Origin of the sequence: Halobacillus sp. BAB-2008 (genome assembly GCF_000328325.1) — a bacterium.
Classification (GTDB): domain Bacteria; phylum Bacillota; class Bacilli; order Bacillales; family Halobacillaceae; genus Halobacillus.
Window position 1 is genome coordinate 1 of record NZ_ANPF01000067.1, and the last position, 22,611, is coordinate 22,611.

At 47.7% G+C, this 22,611-nt stretch carries 25 protein-coding genes; 11 read left to right on the forward strand and 14 right to left on the reverse strand.

Annotated elements, in window-relative coordinates:
* Positions 1–273, reverse strand: a 273-nt coding sequence (locus D479_RS14465; RefSeq protein WP_039871569.1) for an HD domain-containing protein, incomplete at its 3' end; no start/stop codon positions are given.
* Positions 274–385: 112 nt separating this feature from the next.
* Between D479_RS14465 and D479_RS14470 the strand changes: the two genes are divergently transcribed.
* Positions 386–1,123, forward strand: a complete 738-nt coding sequence (locus D479_RS14470; RefSeq protein WP_008638376.1) for an SDR family oxidoreductase — start codon at positions 386–388, stop codon at positions 1,121–1,123.
* Between the two features lie 73 nt (positions 1,124–1,196).
* Complete coding sequence (locus tag D479_RS14475) at positions 1,197–1,529, forward strand: hypothetical protein (protein WP_008638377.1); 333 nt, start codon at positions 1,197–1,199, stop codon at positions 1,527–1,529.
* A 23-nt stretch (positions 1,530–1,552) separates the two neighbouring features.
* On the opposite strand, the gene D479_RS14480 is transcribed toward D479_RS14475, so the two are convergent.
* Entirely contained in the window at positions 1,553–2,929 is a 1,377-nt protein-coding gene (locus D479_RS14480) for an MFS transporter (protein ID WP_008638378.1), read from the reverse strand.
* A 145-nt stretch (positions 2,930–3,074) separates the two neighbouring features.
* Here D479_RS14480 and D479_RS14485 point away from each other — a divergent pair, with 145 nt between their 5' ends.
* Together D479_RS14485 and D479_RS14490 are read left to right on the forward strand one after the other, a co-directional pair.
* A complete protein-coding gene (locus D479_RS14485; RefSeq protein WP_008638379.1) occupies positions 3,075–3,635 on the forward strand; it encodes an FAD-dependent oxidoreductase in 561 nt (186 codons plus the stop codon).
* Positions 3,636–3,736: 101 nt separating this feature from the next.
* Positions 3,737–4,120, forward strand: a complete 384-nt coding sequence (locus D479_RS14490) for an SET domain-containing protein (RefSeq protein WP_008638380.1) — start codon at positions 3,737–3,739, stop codon at positions 4,118–4,120.
* A 43-nt stretch (positions 4,121–4,163) separates the two neighbouring features.
* On the opposite strand, the gene corA is transcribed toward D479_RS14490, so the two are convergent.
* Entirely contained in the window at positions 4,164–5,114 is a 951-nt protein-coding gene (gene corA, locus D479_RS14495) for a magnesium/cobalt transporter CorA (RefSeq protein WP_008638382.1), read from the reverse strand.
* Between the two features lie 118 nt (positions 5,115–5,232).
* Between corA and D479_RS14500 the strand changes: the two genes are divergently transcribed.
* Positions 5,233–5,817, forward strand: a complete 585-nt coding sequence (locus tag D479_RS14500; protein WP_039871573.1) for a GNAT family protein — start codon at positions 5,233–5,235, stop codon at positions 5,815–5,817.
* 109 nt (positions 5,818–5,926) lie between these two features.
* Here the strand turns inward: D479_RS14500 and D479_RS14505 are convergent, their stop codons facing one another.
* Positions 5,927–7,087 carry a PrpF domain-containing protein gene (locus tag D479_RS14505; RefSeq protein ID WP_008638386.1) on the reverse strand — a complete coding sequence of 387 codons (1,161 nt, stop codon included), beginning with the start codon at positions 7,085–7,087 and terminating at the stop codon, positions 5,927–5,929.
* 128 nt (positions 7,088–7,215) lie between these two features.
* Here D479_RS14505 and D479_RS14510 point away from each other — a divergent pair, with 128 nt between their 5' ends.
* From D479_RS14510 to D479_RS14525, 4 genes are all read left to right on the forward strand, one after another.
* Positions 7,216–8,085 carry a LysR family transcriptional regulator gene (locus D479_RS14510; protein WP_008638388.1) on the forward strand — a complete coding sequence of 290 codons (870 nt, stop codon included), beginning with the start codon at positions 7,216–7,218 and terminating at the stop codon, positions 8,083–8,085.
* A gap of 94 nt (positions 8,086–8,179) precedes the next feature.
* Positions 8,180–9,298, forward strand: coding sequence for a hypothetical protein (locus tag D479_RS14515; protein ID WP_008638391.1), 1,119 nt, complete (start codon positions 8,180–8,182; stop codon positions 9,296–9,298).
* Positions 9,299–9,315: 17 nt separating this feature from the next.
* Complete coding sequence (locus D479_RS14520) at positions 9,316–10,797, forward strand: tripartite tricarboxylate transporter permease (RefSeq protein ID WP_008638393.1); 1,482 nt, start codon at positions 9,316–9,318, stop codon at positions 10,795–10,797.
* A gap of 2 nt (positions 10,798–10,799) precedes the next feature.
* Positions 10,800–11,237 carry a tripartite tricarboxylate transporter TctB family protein gene (locus D479_RS14525; RefSeq protein ID WP_008638395.1) on the forward strand — a complete coding sequence of 146 codons (438 nt, stop codon included), beginning with the start codon at positions 10,800–10,802 and terminating at the stop codon, positions 11,235–11,237.
* Between the two features lie 117 nt (positions 11,238–11,354).
* On the opposite strand, the gene D479_RS14530 is transcribed toward D479_RS14525, so the two are convergent.
* Both D479_RS14530 and D479_RS14535 read right to left on the reverse strand, forming a co-directional pair.
* Positions 11,355–12,281 carry a manganese-dependent inorganic pyrophosphatase gene (locus tag D479_RS14530; RefSeq protein WP_008638397.1) on the reverse strand — a complete coding sequence of 309 codons (927 nt, stop codon included), beginning with the start codon at positions 12,279–12,281 and terminating at the stop codon, positions 11,355–11,357.
* A 100-nt stretch (positions 12,282–12,381) separates the two neighbouring features.
* Complete coding sequence (locus D479_RS14535; protein WP_008638398.1) at positions 12,382–12,777, reverse strand: hypothetical protein; 396 nt, start codon at positions 12,775–12,777, stop codon at positions 12,382–12,384.
* Between the two features lie 216 nt (positions 12,778–12,993).
* Here D479_RS14535 and glnA point away from each other — a divergent pair, with 216 nt between their 5' ends.
* Complete coding sequence (gene glnA / locus D479_RS14540) at positions 12,994–14,304, forward strand: type I glutamate--ammonia ligase (protein WP_008638400.1); 1,311 nt, start codon at positions 12,994–12,996, stop codon at positions 14,302–14,304.
* Between the two features lie 154 nt (positions 14,305–14,458).
* On the opposite strand, the gene D479_RS14545 is transcribed toward glnA, so the two are convergent.
* From D479_RS14545 to D479_RS14580, 8 genes are all read right to left on the reverse strand, one after another.
* A complete protein-coding gene (locus D479_RS14545; protein ID WP_008638402.1) occupies positions 14,459–14,974 on the reverse strand; it encodes a GNAT family N-acetyltransferase in 516 nt (171 codons plus the stop codon).
* 21 nt (positions 14,975–14,995) lie between these two features.
* Positions 14,996–15,232: a hypothetical protein gene (locus tag D479_RS14550; protein WP_008638404.1), complete on the reverse strand. Its 237-nt coding sequence runs from the start codon at positions 15,230–15,232 to the stop codon at positions 14,996–14,998.
* 340 nt (positions 15,233–15,572) lie between these two features.
* A complete protein-coding gene (locus D479_RS14555) occupies positions 15,573–16,319 on the reverse strand; it encodes a class I SAM-dependent methyltransferase (RefSeq protein WP_008638406.1) in 747 nt (248 codons plus the stop codon).
* Between the two features lie 100 nt (positions 16,320–16,419).
* Positions 16,420–18,006 carry a YndJ family protein gene (locus D479_RS14560; protein WP_008638407.1) on the reverse strand — a complete coding sequence of 529 codons (1,587 nt, stop codon included), beginning with the start codon at positions 18,004–18,006 and terminating at the stop codon, positions 16,420–16,422.
* A complete protein-coding gene (locus D479_RS14565; RefSeq protein ID WP_008638408.1) occupies positions 18,003–18,920 on the reverse strand; it encodes a DoxX-like family protein in 918 nt (305 codons plus the stop codon). The genes D479_RS14560 and D479_RS14565 overlap by 4 nt, the downstream gene beginning before the upstream one ends.
* Before the next feature lie 246 nt (positions 18,921–19,166).
* Positions 19,167–20,186, reverse strand: a complete 1,020-nt coding sequence (gene rsgA, locus D479_RS14570; protein ID WP_008638409.1) for a ribosome small subunit-dependent GTPase A — start codon at positions 20,184–20,186, stop codon at positions 19,167–19,169.
* 169 nt (positions 20,187–20,355) lie between these two features.
* Positions 20,356–21,135, reverse strand: coding sequence for an ABC transporter permease (locus tag D479_RS14575; RefSeq protein ID WP_008638410.1), 780 nt, complete (start codon positions 21,133–21,135; stop codon positions 20,356–20,358).
* On the reverse strand, positions 21,128–22,096 hold the full coding sequence (locus D479_RS14580) for an ATP-binding cassette domain-containing protein (protein ID WP_008638411.1): 969 nt from the start codon (positions 22,094–22,096) through the stop codon (positions 21,128–21,130). Before D479_RS14580 ends, D479_RS14575 begins: the two co-directional genes overlap by 8 nt.
* A gap of 257 nt (positions 22,097–22,353) precedes the next feature.
* Here D479_RS14580 and D479_RS14585 point away from each other — a divergent pair, with 257 nt between their 5' ends.
* Complete coding sequence (locus tag D479_RS14585) at positions 22,354–22,605, forward strand: hypothetical protein (protein WP_008638412.1); 252 nt, start codon at positions 22,354–22,356, stop codon at positions 22,603–22,605.
* Positions 22,606–22,611 lie beyond the last annotated feature (6 nt).

The window sequence follows — 22,611 nt, forward strand, 5'->3', positions numbered from 1 at the left end:
CAAAAGCTTATGGGCCCGCTCCGCTCCTTTTATAGCATGAATATCGTGCTTGCGATACTCATCGTAATCCCACTTCCCGTCCCTGTACCATTCATAATGCCCCATGTCATGAAGAAGCGCGGATTTCGTGGCAAGGTCAGGGTCGACACCTGCCTCCACCGCCATATCATAGGCATACCCGGCTACGGTGACCGCGTGGTTGATACCTGACCGCTGCAAATACTTTTGTGTAATGCGATGTTTGAATACATCCACTAATGTCACTCGTTTCATACGATCACCTCCAATTTTTTTAGAAATCATACCACGTTCTCCGAATACCGACAAGCAAATCCATGTTTACCTTTCCCCTTCTGTAGGAAAATAGAAACAAGGAGGTAGGCACATGACATTCCATAATGAATTAGTAATGATTACGGGAGCTGCGAACGGCATCGGAAAAGGCCTTTCGTTATACTATGCAGAAAAAGGTGCGCAGGTTATAGCGCTGGATGTCGATGAGGAGGCGGGAAAAAAGCTTTCGGATGAAAATCCAGCCATCCATTTCCTTGTCTGCGACGTGCGTGATCCATCCGCTATCAAGAAAATCCACGAAGATGTAAAAAAACGTTTCGGAACGATAACGATCTTGATTAACAATGCCGGCGTCAGCCGCTTTCAATCCCTTTTCGATATCGACGCAGAAGGGTTTGATGATGTGATTCACACCAACTTGAGAAGCTGTTTCCTCATGTCGAAATATGCAGCAGAATTGTGGAGAGAGACGGGAACCAAGGGCCGAATCGTTCATATCGCTTCCACCCGGGCATTCATGAGTGAACCGGACTCGGAAGCCTATGCAGCCAGTAAAGGCGGAATTTATGCATTGACCCATGCCCTGGCTGCATCCTTAAGTCCTTATCAAATCAGAGTAAACGCCGTAAGCCCCGGGTGGATCCATACAGGAGACGCAGAAGACCTGAGGGACATCGACCATCAACAGCATCTTTCCGGGCGCGCCGGTAACGTCAGAGACGTAGCCAAAGCCTGTGCATACCTGACAGACCCTGATAACCACTTCTTAAATGGAGAAAATATTGTCCTTGACGGCGGGATGACACGGAAGATGATCTACGAGCACTGAATCCGGTCAGGTTTATATGATCCGGGAGGCGGGTAGTTTCTATACAACTATACTATTTCGGAGGTGACTGCCGGTGAGTGAACTGTCCTCTTACCAAGTCCAACTGCGCCAACCATTAGAAACGAACCAAATCGTGAAACTATATAAACTGATTTCCCGCGGCGGTTGTGATTTATACTTACACCAGAACCAACTGATTACGGACGCCAAGCATCTGCCAAAGCTCCTTTCCTTCTTCCTTTGCATGAAGATGGAGGAACCACTCGTCCTCATCATCGGCGGCGAGCGCTGTGCAGAAATTTATACAGACATAGAAAACTTATGGGCTGATAACGGTGCCGTCAGCACCCCGCGCCAACAGTACAGCGAAGCAGCTCTTAAAAATGTAAGCTCTGTATTCGTGTAATCCAAAGAACCCGCACCTGAGAATCAGGATGCGGGTTCTTTCTGTTGGCGGGTCTGCTTTTTTTTGAAATAATTCCAGTGAAATTGAACGAATCCTACAGCTATGATTCCCGCGAAAAAAAGGAAAATATTGCTGTAGATCGCCGTGTCCCCTTGAAAGCCGATTCCGTGGAGCGGTGAGACAGGTTCATAAAGATCCAAAGCCTTCCCGATCAAAGCACCGCTTAAAGCACCGGAGATAAAATTGATCAGGTTGAAGACTCCCATCCCCACTCCCGTCTCCTTGTCATCGAGTATATTGGCAAGTATGTCGGCGGACGAGGCCTGAACAAGCGGGAAACTCATGTAGGCGACAATCATGGCTGCCCCGACAACATAAGGATGGGCTCCGACGATGAATGACAGCAGGAGAAAACCTGAGATCAGCAGTATCATCGCGGTATATAGAACAAACGTATTTCCTTTCGTATCGACAAGACTGCCCCCCTTCTGCCCCATGAGCGCTGCACTGACGGCTCCGGGAAACAGGACGAGGCCGATCATCATCGTCTCCATTTGATAAGCGTCCCGGAACATGATTGGAAGCATGAACATCATTCCGAATAAACAGAGCACGGCAAGAAAGCTTGTAATGATCGTCGTTCTGTAAGGAACATCCTTGAACAAGTGCGTCGGAATGAACGGCTCGGCAATTGTCCGCATCCGCCACACGTTTAAGGCGAGGAACAGGCCGGAAGCGACAAAAAGCAAGGGCATATCAAGTGTGATACCTATTAATAGGGTAGATATGAATCCTGCAATCAAGGCGGCACCAATGAAATCGATATACCCCTTTTTCGCTTCTTCCTGAGGAAGGTTCTTCCTTAAGAAGGGCAGCGTGACAATAATGGCTGCAGAGGTCAGGAACAAATACCTCCAGTCTAAGAAGCCTGCGATAAAACCGCCTGCTATCGGTCCGATACCGGAAGCGAATGCCATGACGGATGCAACAATCCCAAGCACCCGACCACGCTCATGCTTGAAATATTTCAAAGGGGCAAGGAATACGAGGGCCGGAATCATGGCGCCACCCAAAGCCTGGAGCACTCTTGCCGCCAAGACCATGGCATAGTTCTGAGCGAAGAAACCAAACAACGATGAAGCGCTGAATATGATCAATCCGTACGTAATCAATGTCCTGTAAGGATAAAAGTCAGCCAGTTTCCCATATGTCAAAGCTCCGATAGCGTATACCATAATGTATCCTGTCATCACCCAGCTGACTTCCGACGGCATCAAATGATAAGTCTCTGCAATGTCAGGAACGGCTATATTGAACATCGTACCGTTCATAACGGACATCATCATGACCGCACATAAAGAAATTAACAGCCCGCGCGGATTTTTCACACGTTGGTCCACATGTCTTACCTCCCTTTCTTTCGAGTATCGAAATGAATCATACAGCACTTCACAAGAGAAAGCAACAAGAGTATACACAACCACTTAAAAAAGTCGGAATATTTAGATATAATGAAAGGTGTAATAGGATAAGGAGGGTTGCTTCATGTACGATGTCGCCATTATCGGCGGTGGCCCGGCAGGCGCAAGTGCCGGACTTTTCACCGCCAAAGCAGGCAAGAAGACAGTCGTATTCGATCACGGAAAAAGCATAACGAAGATGGCCTGGGTGGAAAATCATTACGGAGTGGACGGAATCAAAGGGCCGGACCTCTTGAAACAGGGACAGGCCCAGGCAGCGAAGTTCGGAGCAGAGATTGTATCGGAAACCGTAAACGGAATTGTCACTAAAGGCGAAGCACATGAGATTCAAACCGAAACCCGCTCCTACGAAGTCGAACACATCATCTTTGCAACTGGCATGTCCGTCAAGGCAGCGGAAAATCTTGGCGTAGACATTATAAAAGGCACCGAGCCCCGGGTCGCAAAAATAATCCAAACAGACGAAAACGGGCACACATCGATGCCTAAAGTTTGGGCGGCAGGGACCGCAGCAGGCGCAAGTGTCCATACCATCATCACTGCAGGAGATGGAGCAAAAGTAGCGGTCAACGTTATCAGCGCCCTGAATGGAAAGCGCTACGTCGACCATGATGTATTGGAATAAAAGTGCGGATAACGGGAGCAGCCCGTCATCCATTTGCTTTATTTGCTTAGACCTGTCACACTTGTAACGTAATGTTTTATGGGAAAGTGCAGGTGAAAATAATGATTGAAGTACGTACATCCCGTTTCGAGGATGAGGAGTTGAACAGAGGAATGTTTGCAACCCGCGACATTGCCAAAGACGAACTGATCCACGAAGCGCCCGTCATCCCCTACCCCAACAGCGAACACGTGCATATTGAAAAGACGCGTCTTGCCGACTATGCCTTTGAATACGGGGAGAACCATACCGCCTTTTTGCTCGGTTATGGAATGATGTTCAATCACTCCTACGAACCGAATGCCAATTATAAAATTAACTTCGAGCAGCATACGTTCGATTTCTATGCTTATAAGGACATTAAACAAGGAGAAGAAGTGTTCATCAACTATAATGGTTTCGTAGATGAGCAGGAGCTTTTATGGTTTGACAAAGAAGAAGAATAAGAAAAAGGCCGGGGACACGTGACCCCGGCCTTTTTTGAAAGCATTAATCAAACCATCCTTTGTTACGGAACCAGATGTACATCCCTACCGCAACGCTGATCATGATGATCCAAACAACCAGATAACCGTATGTGGTACTTAATTCCGGCATGTTTGAGAAGTTCATCCCATACACGCCTACGATAAAGGTCAGCGGCATGAAGATGACCGAAATAACCGTAAGGATCTGCATCGTCCGGTTCGTTTCATGGGAGTTTAAGGATAAATAACTGTCCCGGATATCCTGCGTCATCTCCCTGTTGGAAGCGATCATGTCCGCCACTTTGACCAAATGATCGTGGATATCAGCAAAGTATTCCCTCCGGTCAAAAACCCCGTCCAAATGGTGGGAGTTCAAAATACGATACAGTAAGTCGCGCATCGGATGGACCGTTTGACGCAGCGTCAAAAGTTCCCCTCTGCGATCAAACAGCTCCTCCAGCAACCGCTCCATGGAAAGGTTCTTCGTATTGTCCTCGATATCATTGATGTGATCCTCAATCTTATAGATGATCGGGAAATAATTGTCTACGACCTTATCGAGAATCTGGTGGAACACGAAATATTCATCGACCTCTTGGTAATCTTTTACGCGTCGGACCATCCGTTTCGCCTGTTCAAGCGGATCGTTTTTCTCTTTATGAAAGGTTACGATCGAGCAGTCACCAAGGAAGATATCGATCTCCTTCTTCTCAAGCTCCATTCGACTGACCGAGTGGATGACAAAAAAAGTATGGTCGTCGTAATAATCCAGCTTCGGTCGCTGCAACCCTTGCAGACAGTCTTCGATGGCGAGCGGATGGAAATGGAATTCCGATTCCAGCATCCCGATTTCTTCCTTCGTCGGCTCTTCGAAATCCACCCAGTACCAGTCCCAAGTCTCAGACCGCAGCTCCTGCATCGGTATTCCTTCCTGCATCCCCTTCTCTTTGGAGTAAGCCATAATGTTTATCATTGCTATCACCTGCCATTTATGTACGATACCTTTTTTCTTTACCCTCTGCAACATTCCTTCAAACAGGGCCGTCAGGATGTGGTACGATGGAAAAAAAGAAAGAACGGAGGATGCGGGCATGGCAGATACGGATAAAGCACTGCATATACAAGGACGGCTCGTACGTTTGAGAAGCATCGAGGATACGGACATTCCCGTCCTTTATGACTTGATTTATCAAGGATTCGAGCCGGAGTGGAAGAAGTGGGACGCTCCTTACTACCCGTTGGAGCCGCACACGTTGGAAAGCTACCGCAGCCACGAGCACGCAAGAAAAGCAAGGCTGAAGAATGGAGAACCGGACTCTCGATTAATTATAGAAGTAGAAGGCCGAATCATCGGTACCGTCACCTATTACTGGGAACACAAGCCTTCCCTCTGGCTCGAAGTCGGTATCGGCATCTATGACCCGGACTACTGGAACGGCGGTTACGGTTCCGAGGCTTTGGAATTGTGGATCGATCACTTGTTTCGTCATCTCCCGCTCGCACGGGTCGGGCTCACGACATGGTCAAGAAACGAACGGATGATGCGGGTTGGCGAGAAATTGGGAATGAAAGTCGAAGGCAGAATGCGTAAGTGCCGAATTTATGAAGGAGCCTACTACGATTCGATTCGGATGGGAATCCTGAGGGAAGAATGGAATAGACGGATGGTTCCATAGAATCAAGACAGGATCATCTATCTTTTACAATCATCAAAAACAACGATTTTCTTCTGAATAAAAAGAGGACTCCACGAATTGCGGGGTCCTCTTTTTACTGAATTCTTATTTAAATAGACTCATGGAGGAAGGTGGATAACAGCCGGGAATCGGCTTTTGCCTTTATTTCATAATCTTTTTTGGTATAAACGATTCCCTCCATTAAGAGCCTCGCCGTCCTTCCGATTTTCACCCGGACATCCGGATCTTCGGTAATATATGCTTCCAGAACGCCTCCAGGATGTCCGATCCGAAGGGAATCCTGCGACCGGATTGCCAGATCAGAGAGCACGGTACCAGTCAACCTGCTTGCAACAGAGAGGCAGACGGCCCCTGTAATAGCCAGGGCCTTGTGCGGCTTCTGCATTGACATCATTCTAACAAGCACGTCAACGTCCTCTTTCTCATGAGTAATTCCCTGGATATCCGTGTACTTAGAAGTCTCGGCTACAATAGTCAATTTCGGTACAGCAGGTGATTGGTCAGAAGCATCCTCCTTCGCTGAGAACCCACAAAGCTCAGCTGCTATCGAACGGACTTCCTCCAACCTCTTTAATGTTTCACTGGAAAAATCATCCGGTAGTTCATCTCCTGCGAGACCGACGTGAGCAGCATTTACCATCACGAGCGGATTGGCCACATCCACAATGGAAATAGGAATGGTACCATAAGAGCACGCAACGTACTCTTTAGGCTTCCCGGAAGGAAAAATCCTCCCAGTAACGGCCCCTTCCGGTTTCTCGAAGGAAAGAAAAATCGGCGATCCACTTCCAGGGACGCCCGGAATCTCGTAGCTTCCCTCCGTCTTGACTTTACCGCCTTCGACTTCCACCTCCGCACTTATCAACTTCTTCGTATTTGTGTTCCATATTTGAACCGTCGTAACCGGCTCAAGGACATCCACCATCCCTTTACTGATTGCATATGGTCCGACAGCGGATGAGATATTGCCACAATTCCCATTAAAATCTACGACTTGTTTGTCAAGACTGACTTGCGCGAACGTATAGTCTACGTGATGGAACGGATGGGTGCTTTTACTGATGATCGCCACTTTACTTGTAAGAGAATTTGCCCCTCCCAATCCATCGATTTGATTGGGATCGGGGCTCCCCATGATATCGAGGAGAAACGGCTCCCACTCTTCTCGATCGGCAGGCATGTGATCCTTCAAAATAAATACACCTTTGCTCGTTCCCCCTCGCATAAGAGTCACCGGAACTTTATACATACGCTATCCTCTCCTCCAGGAATACTATTGTGATCAGGTTGGTTCTAGCGTACAATGGAAGTCACCATAAGAAAAATCACGAATTTCGATCTTATCAGATAAAAATATTTTATAATAGGAGGCTCGACATGGATCAAAAAGACTGGGACATCCTGCGTGCTGTAGATGAACGAAAAAGCTTGACCAAAGCAGCCGAAGCACTGTTCATATCTCAACCAGCCTTGAGTTACCGTTTAAAACAGCTGGAGGATACCTTTCAAGCAAAACTCTTCTTCCGCACGAAGACAGGCATTGCATTCACCTCGGAAGGAGAACACCTCGTCGCCTATGCAAAAAGACAGCTCCAAGAGCTGCAGACCTTGTCCGATGAACTGATGAACATTGGTAAAGAGGTGCGTGGCACGTTAAGAATCGGTGTTTCCAGTAACTTCGCCCAATATAAACTCCCTGCTCTTTTAAAGAAATTTTCGGAGCAATACCCGAACATTCAATTCGACGTTCAAACAGGATGGAGTGTTGAAATTAAAAATTTGTTGAGCCGGTCCCATATCCACCTCGGCATTTTGAGAGGAGATTATGATTGGGAAGGCGAAAAACAGCTGCTCATTAAGGAACAGCTCCATATCATTTCCAAAGACGCAGTCGCTGTGGAGGATTTACCGAGCCTCCCGTTTATTAACTACAAGACAGATAATTCCCTGCAGTCGCTCATTACGAAGTGGTGGAACAATCATTTTTCCCAGTCCCCGTACTCTCCAATGGAAGTGGATCGTCAGGAAACGAGTAAAGAAATGGTCAAGCACGGCCTCGGGTTTGCGGTAGTACCGGAAATCTGTCTCCGTCCATCCGATCAGCTGTACACAGAAGGGCTTCATTATAAGAACGGGGAACCTGTCATGCGGGATACATGGTTAATGTACAGGCCGGACTACTTGAAGCTTCACATTGTCAAAGCCTTCATCGACTTCCTCATGAGCCAGCAAAAAGTTAAATTATAAAAAAAATTTATTTAACCTCATAATTTTTCGCTATTTTACTTATGTCCTGTTTTTTTATAACCTTATGCCAACCACATAAAAAGGAGGACGAACAGTGAATAAAATGTATGCGCTTACTTTTATATGCATATGCGCCTTATGCTTAACCGGATGCTCTTCTCTCACGCTCGGTCAGTCCCAGCTATCAACTTCGGATAAGGAAGGCATCGGAACAGATCTTTTGACGATGGTAGTTCCCTATAACTCCGGAGGCGGCACAGATGTCTTCGGAAGATATATGTCGAACCCACTTGCTTCTCATATAGAATCGAAGCCGAGTATCCAGGTGGAGAACATCCCCGGTGGAGGAAGCATCACAGGCGCCAACGAATACATCACTTCCTATGACAGAGACGGGAGCAACCTCATCACGACAAGTGCCTCCACACACATCCCGCTTCTTCTGGGTCAATCATCTGTAAAATACAACTTCGAAGATTTAAACCCCATCATCGGCGCTCCTACCGGGGCTGTCGTCTATGTATCCGACTCCCTTGGAATAGAGAGCGCATCAGATCTGAATGAACTGGATGAGAAGCTTTACTTTGCAGGCATGTCACCGACGGGGCTCGACCTCACTACCTTGATTTCCTTTGAGGTATTGGGAATGGATGCGAAGGCTGTCCTCGGGTATGAAGGAAGAGGACCTGCCAGAGTGGCATTCGAGCAAGGGGAAAGCAATATCGATTTTCAGACGACCACCGCTTATAAGAGGAATATAGAACCAAGAGTGGAAGAAGGAAGTGCTGTACCACTCTACAGCCTTGGACAGATTGATGAAAAAGGCAACGTCGTACGCGACCCGCAGTTTCCTGATCTCCCTACTGTGAAGGAAGTCTATGAAGATCTATATGGAAAGGAACCGTCTGGGGAAGACTGGAACGCCTACAAACACTTCCTGAATGCGACTTACACGCTACAGAAAGTCATCTGGGTCCACGAGGATGCCCCCGAATCTACCAAAAAAGAACTGGAAGAAGCGGCGGATCGTTTGAAATCTGATGAAGATTTCCTGAAGGAGTCAGCGGAAATTCTTGAAGACTACGAGCTATATACAAATGAAGAATTGAAACAACGAATTACCAGTTTAGAAGAAAACACTACTCCGGAAATGATCGACTGGATCTATGACTTCCTACTGCACGAACACGGAGTTGATGTGAAAAAATTATGAAGAGATGAGGTGTCCATATGTTGGAAAGTGCAGTGTCAGCTTTGCATATTGTCCTTGACCCTTCCCGTATGCTGTTTATGGTTCTCGGAATTGGTCTCGGTATTGTTGTAGGATTGCTTCCGGGGCTCGGAGGTACCGTCGGGATGTCCCTTCTCCTTCCGTTTATATTCGGAATGGACCCTTACATCGGCATGGCGTTACTAATCGGAATGGTCGCTGTTGTCCACACCGGGGACACCTTCCCTTCGGTCCTGCTCGGTATACCTGGTTCATCGGGATCTCAGGCAACCATCATGGACGGATATCCCCTCGCGAAAAAAGGCCAGGCAGCACGTGCCATGGGGGCAGCTTTGTTCTGTTCGATGATCGGAGGCGTCATCGGAGGAATTGCCCTTTACGCCGCTATCCCTTTTGCTACTCCTCTCATCACGAGCTTTTCTTCCCCGGAACTGTTTATGCTGACCATGCTTGGTTTAAGCATGGCCGGCCTTCTGGCTGGCGATTCTCCAGCTAAGGGAGCGATGTCCGGTCTTCTCGGACTTTTAATAGGCTCTGTCGGCAGCGCCCCGGCCATCACAGAATACCGCTATACTTTCGATTTTCTATATTTATCAAACGGACTCTCTCTTCCAGTTGTTGCGCTTGCCATTTTTGCATTCCCCATCCTCATCACTATGCTGACGGATAAAGGCAGCGTATCAGATACCGGCAAATTACAAGGCGGCGTGTTGGAAGGGGTAAAGGATGGCCTCCGCAATAAGTTCCTTATCTTTCGGAGTGCCGTCCTCGGGAGCCTCATCGGCTTCATTCCCGGACTCGGCGGGAGCGTCGTCGATTGGCTCGCTTATGGAGCCGGGAAGAAAACCGTGAAGAACAATAATTTTGGGGGAGGAGATATCAGGGGAGTCATCGCTCCGGAGAGTGCTAACAACGCCAAAGAAGGAGGCTCTCTCATCCCTACCCTTCTCTTCGGCATCCCAGGAAGCGGAACGACAGCCATTTTACTTGGAGGATTGATTCTAATGGGGTTGGAGGCAGGTCCGAGAATGTTGACAAACGACCTCCCCGTCACGCTTTCCATTGTATGGACACTTGTTATTGCAAATATTGTCGGTGCGCTGATGTGTATGGTACTCATCCGTCCCATTGCAAAAATCAGTCTTATTCCGGGTGAAAAGCTGGTTCCTTTCCTGGTCATTCTATTATTAATCGGGGCCTATCAAAGCAACTTCGCATGGGGAGATATCGTGACCTTCCTTGTCATTGGACTGCTCGGGTATGTCATGACAATCCTCGACTGGCCGCGGCCGCCGCTTTTGATCGGCTTCGTCCTGGCCATTTCCGCAGAAAGGTACTACTGGATTTCCATTGAACGTTATGGATGGGAATGGATCAGCAACCCAATCGTCATCGCACTGGCGGTCCTGATCGTCGTATTACTTACAGGCGGTTCTGTAATGAAAAGGATCAGCGGCCGCATTCAGAAAGAAGGTGTGTGAGCATGGATAAACAAAAGTTGAATATCGCTTTTACTATTTTCTTATTCGCATTATTTACCTGGGCTGCCATCACAGCACTCTCTTTCTCAAGGCTTGCTCAGTTTTTTCCCATTTACGTATCAACAGCGGGAAGCATCGTCACCGGACTGTACCTCTGCTCTGAAATCATCAAATATGTAAAGCAGAAAGATAAGAAGCATCAGAAAGTTCTTATTGTCCAGCCGCTTATTTATCTCGCCTGGATTGTAGGGTATGTAATACTGATTTACATCATCGGAGTGCTGGCAGCTTCCGCGGTCTTCCTGATGACTTTTCTAGTCAAGGAATCCCGATTCACCATCGGCAAGGCGGCGTACTCAACGGGAATTACAATCGTTGCCCTGATCGTTCTCAGCACCTTCATGAAAATTGCCTGGCCGGAAAGCCTGCTTGGTTTATAATGGAGTACTGTTTTGCGCCGGGACGCATGGAGGAAAGCACTCTGCTTTCCGGAGCCTTCTCTCCCTGTAATCCGATAAAAAAACGCGGCCCTTTTATAGAAGGACCGGCGCTTTTTTTTATCCGAAATACGTATTCAAAGGTGGAACAATCTGCTTCTTACGGCTGACGACACCAGGAAGGACGGCTTGATTACCGTCAAGCGTTACGTCAAATGCTTTCGCTACCGCGTCTGTCGCTTCGCCTACTGCTACGACGGTGGAGTCACTTTCAAGGATGTCTGTAACAACAAGGACGAAGAGATCAAGCCCTTTATCCGCTGTTACTTTTTCAATCGCCTGCTCCAGTTCACCTTTACGGGAAAGCACATCGTTCGTGTCAACCGTATTCACCTGAGCAATCTCTACTTTCTTATCACCCATAGAGAATTCCTTCGCATCAAGGGAAATCAACTGCTCTGCTGTTTTGTCGCTGATGTCAGCTCCGGCTTTCAGCATTTGAAGGCCGTATTCTTCCGCATCGACACCTGCGATGGCAGCAAGCTCTTCCGCCGCTTTACGGTCTTCCTCTGTGCATGTCGGGGATTTAAACAAGAGAGAGTCGGAAATGATCGCAGAAAGCATCAGTCCGGCCATTTGTTTCGGCACTTCTTTTCCGTGCTCTTTATAAAGCTTGTTCAAGATCGTTGCCGTACATCCGACAGGCTCTGCACGATAATAAAGAGGGCCTTTCGTCTCGAAGTTCGCGATTCTGTGGTGGTCAATCACTTCAAGCACCTGGACATCATCAATATCGTCGGCACTCTGCTGGCGTTCGTTGTGATCGACAAGAATAACCTGTTCCACTTCGTCGGATACACGTTCTACGAAACGAGGCGCCTCCACATTGAATTGTTCAAGGGCAAACTGTGTCTCTCCCCCTACTTCACCGAGGCGGACGGCTTCCGCGTCTTCCCCAATCGTCTTTTTCAGATCCGCATACACAAGTGCAGAACAGATCGTGTCCGTATCCGGGTTCTTGTGACCGAAAACTAGAGTTTTAGCCAAAATAATCTTCCTTTCTATAATCGAAGTATGTAAGCATTACGTCTTTTCGATTATAAAATAGAATACCGGAAGAGTCCAACTTCTCCTATAGGAAAAATGATTACCGGCGCTCCTTCAGAAAACATGCCGCAGCGGCATATCCAGCCACCATTTGGACGACAGGACTCGCAGACGGATTGGTAAGAAGGACTCCGGGAAGCAGCGCAGGCAGAGGAAGCACGAAAGGAACGAATAGAAAATAGAGGCAAAGAGTGATCACCCCCACCCCTTTCCTATTCCACCTCCATAAGACGTCTTTCTTCCTCCATTGTGTTATTTTTTCAAATTTCAACAGAAAACCGGCAGGAATATAAGCCGTTTGACCGAAGATTATATAAGGGTAAACAATAAACGACTCTGCCGCCAGCGTCTGAAGCTTCGATTGTATAAAAGAAACCAACCATAAATAAAAGAAGAAAACAGCTGCTTTCCAAATGATCGCCTGATACCTTCCCATTATCCATCTCCTCCTTTTCTATCACTCTATGAATCCGTTCCAATAAAAATCGCTGAAAAGACGTTTACGACAAAAAATTAAGGGAATTGTCAAAAAGATGTTTGAGATTTCACGACATTATGTGTTAGAATTCCTTACATAGACATTTTGAGGTTCTTATCCGATGCATGATCAGGGATGGAAGACTCATAAAAAAAGATAAAGAGAGGGTATTGTATGACTTACACAAAAGAACAGATCAAGCAGGAAGTCAAAGAGAATAACGTAGAATTCATCCTACTAGAGTTCACAGACATGCTAGGGGATACTAAGAACGTAGAACTGCCGATAGATGAATTGGACATGGTGCTGAACAACGAAGCGATGTTCGACAGTTCTTCCATCTCCGGTTTCTCTGCAATCCAAGAAAGTGACATGTATCTTGTACCAGATTTGGATACGTTCCTACTACTTCCATCTATGGTCGATGAAGATCGCAGCGCGCGCTTCATTTGTGACATCTACAAGCCGGACGGCACTCCATTCGAAGGAGACCCTCGCTACATCCTGAAACGTGCTATGAAAGAAGCAGCGGATTTAGGCTATACCGTTAACGTCGGTCCTGAACCGGAATTCTTCCTGTTCAAACTGAACGATGAAGGTTATCCGATTCGTAAGATGAACGACCGCGCCGGATACTTCGATGCTTCTCCTAAAGATAAAGGAGACAAGGTACGCCGTGATATCGTACGCACCCTTAAGAAGTACGGTTTCGAGATGGAAGCTTCCCACCACGAAGTAGCGATGGGACAGCACGAAATCAACTTCCGTTTCGATAACATGCTGAAAGCAGCAGACAACATCCAAACCTTTAAGAACGTTGTAAAGGATATTGCAACAAACCATAACTACCACGCGACATTCATGCCGAAACCGATCGCAGGCGAAAACGGCTCCGGAATGCACTGCCACCTGTCCTTGTTCCGTGATGGAGACAGCGCGTTCTACGATGAAGATGCGAAAGACGGCGTGTCTAAGACGATGAAACAGTTCATCGCAGGAATTCTGCATCACGCAAGCGGAATTGCAGCAATTACGAACCCGAACGTGAACTCCTACAAGCGTCTCGTTCCTGGTTATGAAGCTCCTGTAAGTGTAGCTTGGTCCCACTCCAACCGTAGTTGTATGGTCCGCGTACCAACAACACGTGGTAAAGGAACGCGTTTCGAAGTCCGCAACCCGGATCCGACGGCTAACCCTTACTTGACGCTTGCTGTATTGATCCAGGCAGGTCTTGAAGGTATCCGTAAGGAAATGGACGCAGGCGACGCAGAAACTCGTAACCTTTACGAAGTGACGGATGACAGCGTGCCTACTCTTCCTACGAACTTGAAAGAAGCTATCTCTGCTTTGAAGAAAGATGAAATCCTTCTGAACGCACTTGGCGATCACACATCCCAAGCTTATATCGAAGAGAAGGAAAAAGAATGGACAGAATACTCCCTGCAGGTCAGCCAGTGGGAAGTAGACATGTATATGAATAGATAACACCAAAAAGAAGCAGCCTTTTGTAAGGCTGCTTCTTTTTATTTTATCGGGAAATATAAGCAAGCAAGAAATGGATAGTATTCCATGATACAAGAACAGCTTCTTTTTCGTGTAAACAAAAAGCCGCCGCCGATGCGGGGCTGTTCCACCTGCTTTATTTTCCTATTTCTCTTCGATACCGCAACGAAATATAGGACTTTTCTGAAGGAAGCTTATGAGACGGCCGCTCCCCTTTGTAAACAAAGCCGGATTTCTCATAAAAGGGAATGCCCATCTCGTTCCCTTTCGTTACAGAGACCCATTGCTCCGATGCACCACGAGCAATATGATCCTCTGTGATAGCTTCAAGCAGTCTGCCTCCGATGCCTTCCCGCTTTCTCTCAGGATCAAGATAGAGAACAAAAAGTTCTGCCGTTTCAGATCCGGTCATTCCTCCCCCGCCGGCACCGACGACAGTCCCTTCCTCATCGACAGCGACAAACCACCCGTTCCATTCATCGGAAATATCACGAACTTCCCGCGCAATCCGGTCTGCGTTATAAAATTCTTCAATCACCTGCTCAATATCTTCTTTCTCCAGCAACGATTTGTATGTTTCCCGATAGCCAGATTCACAGACACGAATAATGTCCGCTACATTGGAACCATCCGCTTTCCGTACCTCCACCATATCTACCGAACCGCCCCTTCTTCAACTGCGTACTTTTTTCATTCGGCCTGTCACGACATATGTATTCGTCTTCGAGCGAAAGAACTGCCTCGCCCCATGATAAGTCGTGTACCAAAGATTGTTGATGACCTTAAACTCTCTTTCCTCTACATCGACGAAGATTACCGGATGATAAGAGGTTCCGAAAACTTCATCCTGCAATTCCACAACTCCGACTTCCTTCTGTTCATCCATCCACATCGTTTTCATATTTTTCATTGCGTTCCTACTCCTTCATTTACTACCAAATGTCCAATTTCTTTAGAAGTAATTATTGCAAAATTAAGACAATAAAACAATAGCGATTTGACAAAAAACAACTTCGTTCCACGAAATATAACACCCTGTGCAAACGCTTCAAATCAGTAAAAAAACCCCTTATCCTTCAGAGGATAAGGGGTATGTTTTATCACTTTACAGCGTTCAAACCCTTGTGAAATCAAGGGTGAAGGATTACAGCATGCAATGGCATGCACGAAAAAAAATCGGAGGAAAAACACTCCTTCAATTCCGAAAAAAAACATCAGAAAAAAAGTTAAAAAAATAATTAACAAACTTTTTAAAGCAGCCTGGCAGCGATGAAAAACCGATGTTGTCTGACGTCTAAAGACTTGTTATTACTCATTTCCTTGTGAATAGAGAGCAGCTCTTCTCTATATTTTTCCACTGTGAAATCAGGCACCTGCCAGGGTATGGCTTTCAAATAGTAGATCAGCGCTCCGATATCATAAAACCTCTGAGTCGGATGAGCTTCCCCTGACGCAATCAGTTCCCATTCAGGAGAAAGGAAGGGTTTTTCAGCCGTTTCCAAGGACCACTTTGCATACTCATCATTAACAGGAACCTCCAGTCGATCGTTTATGCCGGAACAATCCACCCCTCCTACTTGCTGCGTAAGAAATATCCCTCCAGGCTTCAATACACGCTTCACCTCTCCCAGGTCGTAAGAGTCGTGTTGATTCAGTACAAGATCGAATCTTGCGTTTTCGAAGGGAAGCGTGTCATTCTCGACAGGAACCACCGTCACTCCGTGTGGCTCCAGTCGTTCTTTTGCCAGCGGGTAATTAGGTGCATACCCCTCTGTCGCAGCCATATACAGCGGAAACGGAAGGAGCTTTTCCAAAAACTCGCCTCCTCCGGTCCCCATATCGAGTGCAGCACGTGCGCCATGGAGGAAGTTCCTGGCCATCGATCCATACGACCATGGCAGCAGTCCGCTCTGCATTCTTCCTGCCCCGGAAATGTAAGAGAAATCCCATCCATGGAAAGGCCGGTCTACCTCTTTTAAATAATCATTAAAATTCATCTTTGCGCCTCCTCTATTATTTTGTGGACGATTCTATCCTCCAGGAGGTGCGCGTGCCCGCTGGTATTGTTATGTATCTGGTATTCGGCTGTACATAGATTCATCCCTTTCTATTAATTCGATAATGGATGGTGAGAAACGGAAGACCGAAAATTCTCATCGTATGAACAGCACAAAGGACGCCGTTCTCTTCATGGCTCACGCGAAAATGCTCCGTCAGCGGCAGAACGATGGGGCGGCCGCGAACAATAAGGTACGTGCCGGCATCCGATTCCGAGTTCCCCTTTTCACTAGTGAGAACGAGCTCTTCCCTTTCCCTTCTCACCTCCAAGATGCCTGCCATTGCAGAAAACGGAAGCGGTAGAGAGATGTTCATGTACGTCTGCCCTCTGGATGTATGGGAAGCATACAAGGCGATAAACACCTCGGATTCATTGATCTTCCTTATCCAGGCACGAGTATTTTCTCTTCCATCTAATTTATCCGAGACAGAACGGATAGCCCCCGTCATTTCATACGTCTGCCTCGACAGCGGAAGGTTGATCTGCTTTGTCACGGTACTGACGGCCCGGTAGAGAACAGCGAAGGGATAGAACCACCAATGCCAGCAGACACGGGAATATAACCGGTATTTATCGGTCTGCTCGTAAAAGGATACGATCTCCGGATGGACCTCCCCTTCTTCCCGTTCGGATACGTAGATCGAAAAATCGTCGACAAGGCCGCTGCAGGACCTTCCACCTTCCTTCCCTTTCAAAACATGCTCTCCAATCCGCCACCCTCCAGTTATGTTACTGACAGGAAAGCGAGGGACTTGGTACGTGGCTTCCGGGAAGGCAAGACTCCACCCCCACACTCCCGTTAAGCCGAAAGCGACCATATTGATAACGCCGTGAAACATAATCATAAATTCGATGGTCACGACAAACCCATCCATGACTTGACTGAGAGCATAAGCAAGGGAAAAGAGAATCGTCACACCCAGCGAAGTAAAAGAAATCCGACACAACAGTTCCTGCATCCGATTTTTGAACGACGTCCTCCACGCTGTAGCGATAAGTGTATAAATACCAACGATATAAAGAAGGACAGAGGCTACCTCAAGGATAGGAGAAAAGGAAATGCCGAGTGCAAGCAAGATAGGGGCCGCCACGACGGACCATCCCGCGGTATAATAGGAACGCGATTTCCTCCTTCTGCCGAGAAGCCCGAGAAAGGTGAGCAGCATGAATCCCGCATAATGGAAGTGAATACTCGTCAGCCATGTAAGCAGAGGGTAAAAGCCGGTATCTATTTCCGCCACAAAAGCAAAGAACCAAAACCCTCCGATACCGAGATACACATACCCCACATCAAGGAAAAACTCTTCGACATTGGTAAACCCTCGCCGCACCATTCGCCGAACGCCATGAAAAGCGACGAGAATGGTAAAAATAAAATACAAAAGACCAAGAGCTGCATCCCACGGCATGTCCCCCGTCAACCGAAGAATGGTGACCATGACCACCGCGGTACCTGTTCCGTACAAGAGAAGCGGGGATTTCCCCTCTTCCGGCTGCCTGTTTGAAAGGAGGAGAGGGACATAAATCATTTGTGCGGCGGTAAGAATCGAATAGTACCACGGATCTGCGGAAAAGAAGGCGGCTAAAAGAAACAGCAGCGTTGAGACAACCAACCAAGGCTTCATTCCCCCGTCACCTGCCTTCTCCTGCAGTATTTCGCAGTCGGCACGTCTTTACTGAACGAAAACCCCAGGAAAGAAAGCGCGAAAAGAGCCAGATTGAAAGTTAACGGGTTAAATGGCTGTGTCAGCGATTCCGGGGCAGCCGTGACGGCTCCAATTGTCAATAGTGGAAAAGCAGCTGTCTGAGCGGCGAACAACCAGCGCTTCCTTCGGCATATCAACCAAAGAAGACCGATGACGACTTCGCCAATTCCGATCGCAGACATGACCCGGTGAGCCACGGCTTCTCCAATGGGTAGAACAGATGTCAGCATCGCCAGTTCCTGAGGATGCTGGAAAATCAGTTTTGGTACAAGCCCGTGATAGATCCAAATAAAGCTGAATAGGATGGCGGAAAGCCATGTAACGAAAAAATTTCGATACTGCACTTCCGGCACTGTCCCTTTTTCCAGCCACCTCTTCAGGACATCGAAGCTGAGTGCCGTCGCCCAGCCGATTAAAGGGCGGAAGCACAACCTGTCGAACAGCCGGCCTGCTGCCCCGAAGTTGGTCGTATAATCATAGCGGGTGAGGAACGTCACCCCTCCGTCTTGCCTCGGCACATACTTCCAAAAACCCCGCCCCTCCCGAATGATCGACCGTTTCTGCTCTGTACCGAAATGGAGCGAAGATGTCCGTGCACCATCTCCCCCTTTTCTCGCTGTCACACTCTGCCCCCATCCGGAAATATCGTGGCCGAAGCCTATTTTCGTCTTGTATGTAAATCTCTGAGGAGACCCTTGCGCTTTCGGAAGATAAGTAATAGAAGAAAAGCGCAGATCCCAACGTTCATGAACAGAAGGTTCCTGGCTTGCTTTCCACAGGTCATCCATAGAGGTACGGATTGGTATTTCTACATAGATTGATTTCTTCTTCATCTTCATCACCTCAAGATTGTGAAATATAGCACATACTCATTATTCCAAACTTTGAAAGCGATGACAATATGGAAAGAAGAAAAGATACCTCGTTAAAGGTATCTTTTCAGATTGGTGAGAAACATACGAGGTTTAAAGAACCGTTTCCTTCACAAATATAATATCGCTGTAACTATATATCTAATTAGGAACGGAAAATTTCAGCGAACGGACGGGAGCATGCCCTCTCCACCCGACATTAATTCTTCACCGTTTATTCGATCCGTGCAGCATGCGGTTCGTCCGATGCGTGCCGTATTTATCTTTCAACTCCAGCCGCTTCAATTCGCGCTTGAGCTTATTATAGCTCTTCAGACGACCTTCCGACAGCTCGCCGGAATCTATCGCCGCCCGCACCGCGCATCCGGGTTCGCTTTCATGTCTGCAGTTGCGGAACTTGCAGCTGTTCCCAAGAGCGTCTACATCGCTGAACGTTTGGTCGAGGTCTGCATCTTCGCCCCACAGCTGCAGTTCACGCATGCCCGGTGTATCGATCAGGTACACTCCACCTGGGATTTCAAAGAGTTCCCGGTGTGTCGTCGTATGACGGCCACGCCCATCCTCTGAACGCACGGACTGGGTGTGCTGAACGGCTTCCCCCATCAGGGCGTTCGTTAACGTAGACTTGCCGACACCGGAAGAACCAATCAGAGAGACGGTCTCGCCGGGACGGAATGACTGCCGGATTTGCTCTATACCGGCACCGCTGAGGCTGTCTACGGCATAAACGGGGACACCGGGAGCAACCTGCTCCACTTCTCTCGTCTTTCCGTCCGGATCGCTGCATAAATCTTTTTTCGTACAGACGACGACAGGACTTGCCCCGCTTTCATATACCTGCTGGACGTAGCGCTCGATCCGTCTCACGTTGAATTCAAGCGTCATGGCGGTGACGATGAATACCGTGTCCACGTTCGCCGCTATCACCTGTTCGTTGTGTCCTGTTCCCGCTTTCTTTCGCGAAAGAACCGTCTTCCTTTCCAGGACCCTCTGGATGATTCCCCTGCTTCCGTTCTCATACGCCTCAAAAATGACCCAGTCACCGACCGCAGGGTAATCGCTGTCATGAAGAGCGGTATGATGAAAACGTCCTGCCACTTCCGCTCTGACATCCCCGTTTCCAGACGCCAGTGTGTACAGACCGCGTGTATGGCGTACGACTCTCCCTGCATGCTCTTCTTCCTTCACTTGCTCTTGAAAAAATTCATTAAAATCTGTCCGTTCCATTCGATTCCTCCTAAGGTAAGGAGGACGTCAGAAGTGATGTCCTCCTTTTGTATATGGGTGGGTGTAAGTTACGTTAAATGGCTTTGTCGTTTTCATAAAACATCACTCCTGACTTATTTGGTTCCTTTATTATATCAGAAAACGTTGGAATGGAGGCAATTTTCTGATATCATCCACGAGCCACCGCTTTTTTCGCAGAAACAGCCGCAAACGTGATCGTGATTGCACAGGCGATAAGGATGGCGATAACTCCTTTCATCAGATCCCCGAACACCCAGCCGTCAATCATCACCGTCCGCATGCTTTCAAAGACATACGTCGTCGGGTTGATGGCAGCGGCTACCTTCAGCCACTGCGCTTCGATAAGGTCGTACGGTACGAATGTCGTGCTCAGGAAGATGAGCGGAAAGAAGATGAAGGTTCCCGCCTGAGACGCCTGTGCATTCTTCGTTCTTAACGCGACCCCCGCCGAATAGCCGGCGAAAGCAAGCCCCCACCCGATGGCAATCAACAAGACAAACAGCATGCCGAGAAAACCTGTCTTCACCTCAAGCCCCATCAAGAAAGCGATTCCGAAGATCAATACTGTCTGAACAAGAAGCTGGAGCATTCCTGCAATGATGGGTCCGAGCACGATTGCAAGTCTTGAAGCCGGCGTCAGCAGAAGCCTGGAAAAGAAGCCGTTCTCAATATCTTTGACGATTCCCTGCCCTGCCCCGCCTGCGCCTCCGATTGCCGCCGAAACGATGGATACAGGAAGAATGAATGCTAAATAATTGGCTCCTTCGAAGGTAGGAAGTTGGGAGATCCCGCTTAACCCTCCGTCATAGACGAGCAGGAAAAAGACAGAAATGATTAAGTTCGGAATGAAAGAGAACGGATTACGGATCGTCGTCTTAATACTGCGTACAGTGAGCAGCCATGTATCTTTCCATACATTATTACCCATGTGCTCTCTCCCCTTCTTCCTTCTGCTCTTTCGTGATCTTCAGGAAGATATCATCCAACGTCGGAGAAGAAAGTTGGATGTCATCCACTGCGATCCCCTCCTGATCGAAGATACGGACGACTTCCAGCAGCTGTTTCGTCCCTTCTTCTACGTATATCAGTAAATTTCCGTCCTTCCTGATGACATCGTTCTGTTCCAACCGGTCATGAAGAATAGCTTGGGCGGCTTCCTCCTGATTGGAGTCCTTCAACCGAAGAGTAATCAAATCATCCCCGATCTGCTGCTTCAATTCCTTCGGTGTCCCGGTAGCGACGATTTCCCCCTTGTTAATGATGCTGAGCCGGTCAGCGAGATTATCCGCTTCCTCCAAATATTGTGTTGTAAGGAAGATTGTCGTCCCGTTCTCTTCATTTAAGCGGCGGAGTTCTTCCCAAATGGCGATCCGATTTGATGGATCAAGCCCGGTCGTCGGTTCATCCAGAAAAAGAATTTTTGGTTCATTGACAAGTGTCAGCGCCAAGTCAAGGCGCCTGCGCATCCCGCCGGAGTAGTTGCCTACACGACGCTCGGCTGCGTCTTCCAACTGCACAATCTCCAAGAGCTCCCTTGCCCGCTTCTTCCCGTCCTGTTTGCCAAACCCGAAAATATAAGACTGTAGTTCCAAAAGCTCTCTACCGGTCAAATCAGGATCTACTCCCGTTTCCTGGAGAGCAACGCCGATGTAACGTCTTACCTCTTCCGGTGCACGGATGACATCGTGACCTGCAACCGTAATGTTACCGGAGGATGCATTGATGAGCGTTGTCAATATTTGTACCGTTGTGGATTTACCCGCACCGTTCGGTCCGAGAAATGCAAAAAATTCTCCTTCTTCCACTTGGAAGGAAACGTCTTTCACCGCGGTGACATTTCCCTTCTTGAATGTTTTTGACAGATGCTCTACTTCTATTCTTCCATTCATACCAAACCCCTCCATCCTTCTTCACCTTTTCCTTCATCTTTATCCTTATACCCCGTTCCGCATACATATGAGCCTGGGGGCATTTATTTCGAAGTAAAGGTTTGATGTTTTTATAGAGCGGGTATAAACAACTTCACAACACAAGTTGGAAACCGCAAAACTAGACGGTTTTCGCTCTTGTCCCATACCTCCCACCCATGATAAGATATAAAAACACTTAATTTTCTGACAACATTAATTTACAGGAGGTGACAGTCATGGGATTATTGGAATTATATCCATGGATCGCACCTGTACTCCTACTGGTGAGTATCGCGACCCTGTTCGCGTCCTACTTCAGTTTGAAGTCCAGGAAATATATGATCTTTACAGCACTGGGAATGGTGCAGACTTTTATCAGCCTTAACTTCGCAACGACCGTTGGACCGATCCTCTTCGGTATCGGCCTCATCCAGTTTTACGCTGGTTTGGTGAACATAAAAAGGGTGAAAGCTATGAGACATGAGTAATCATGT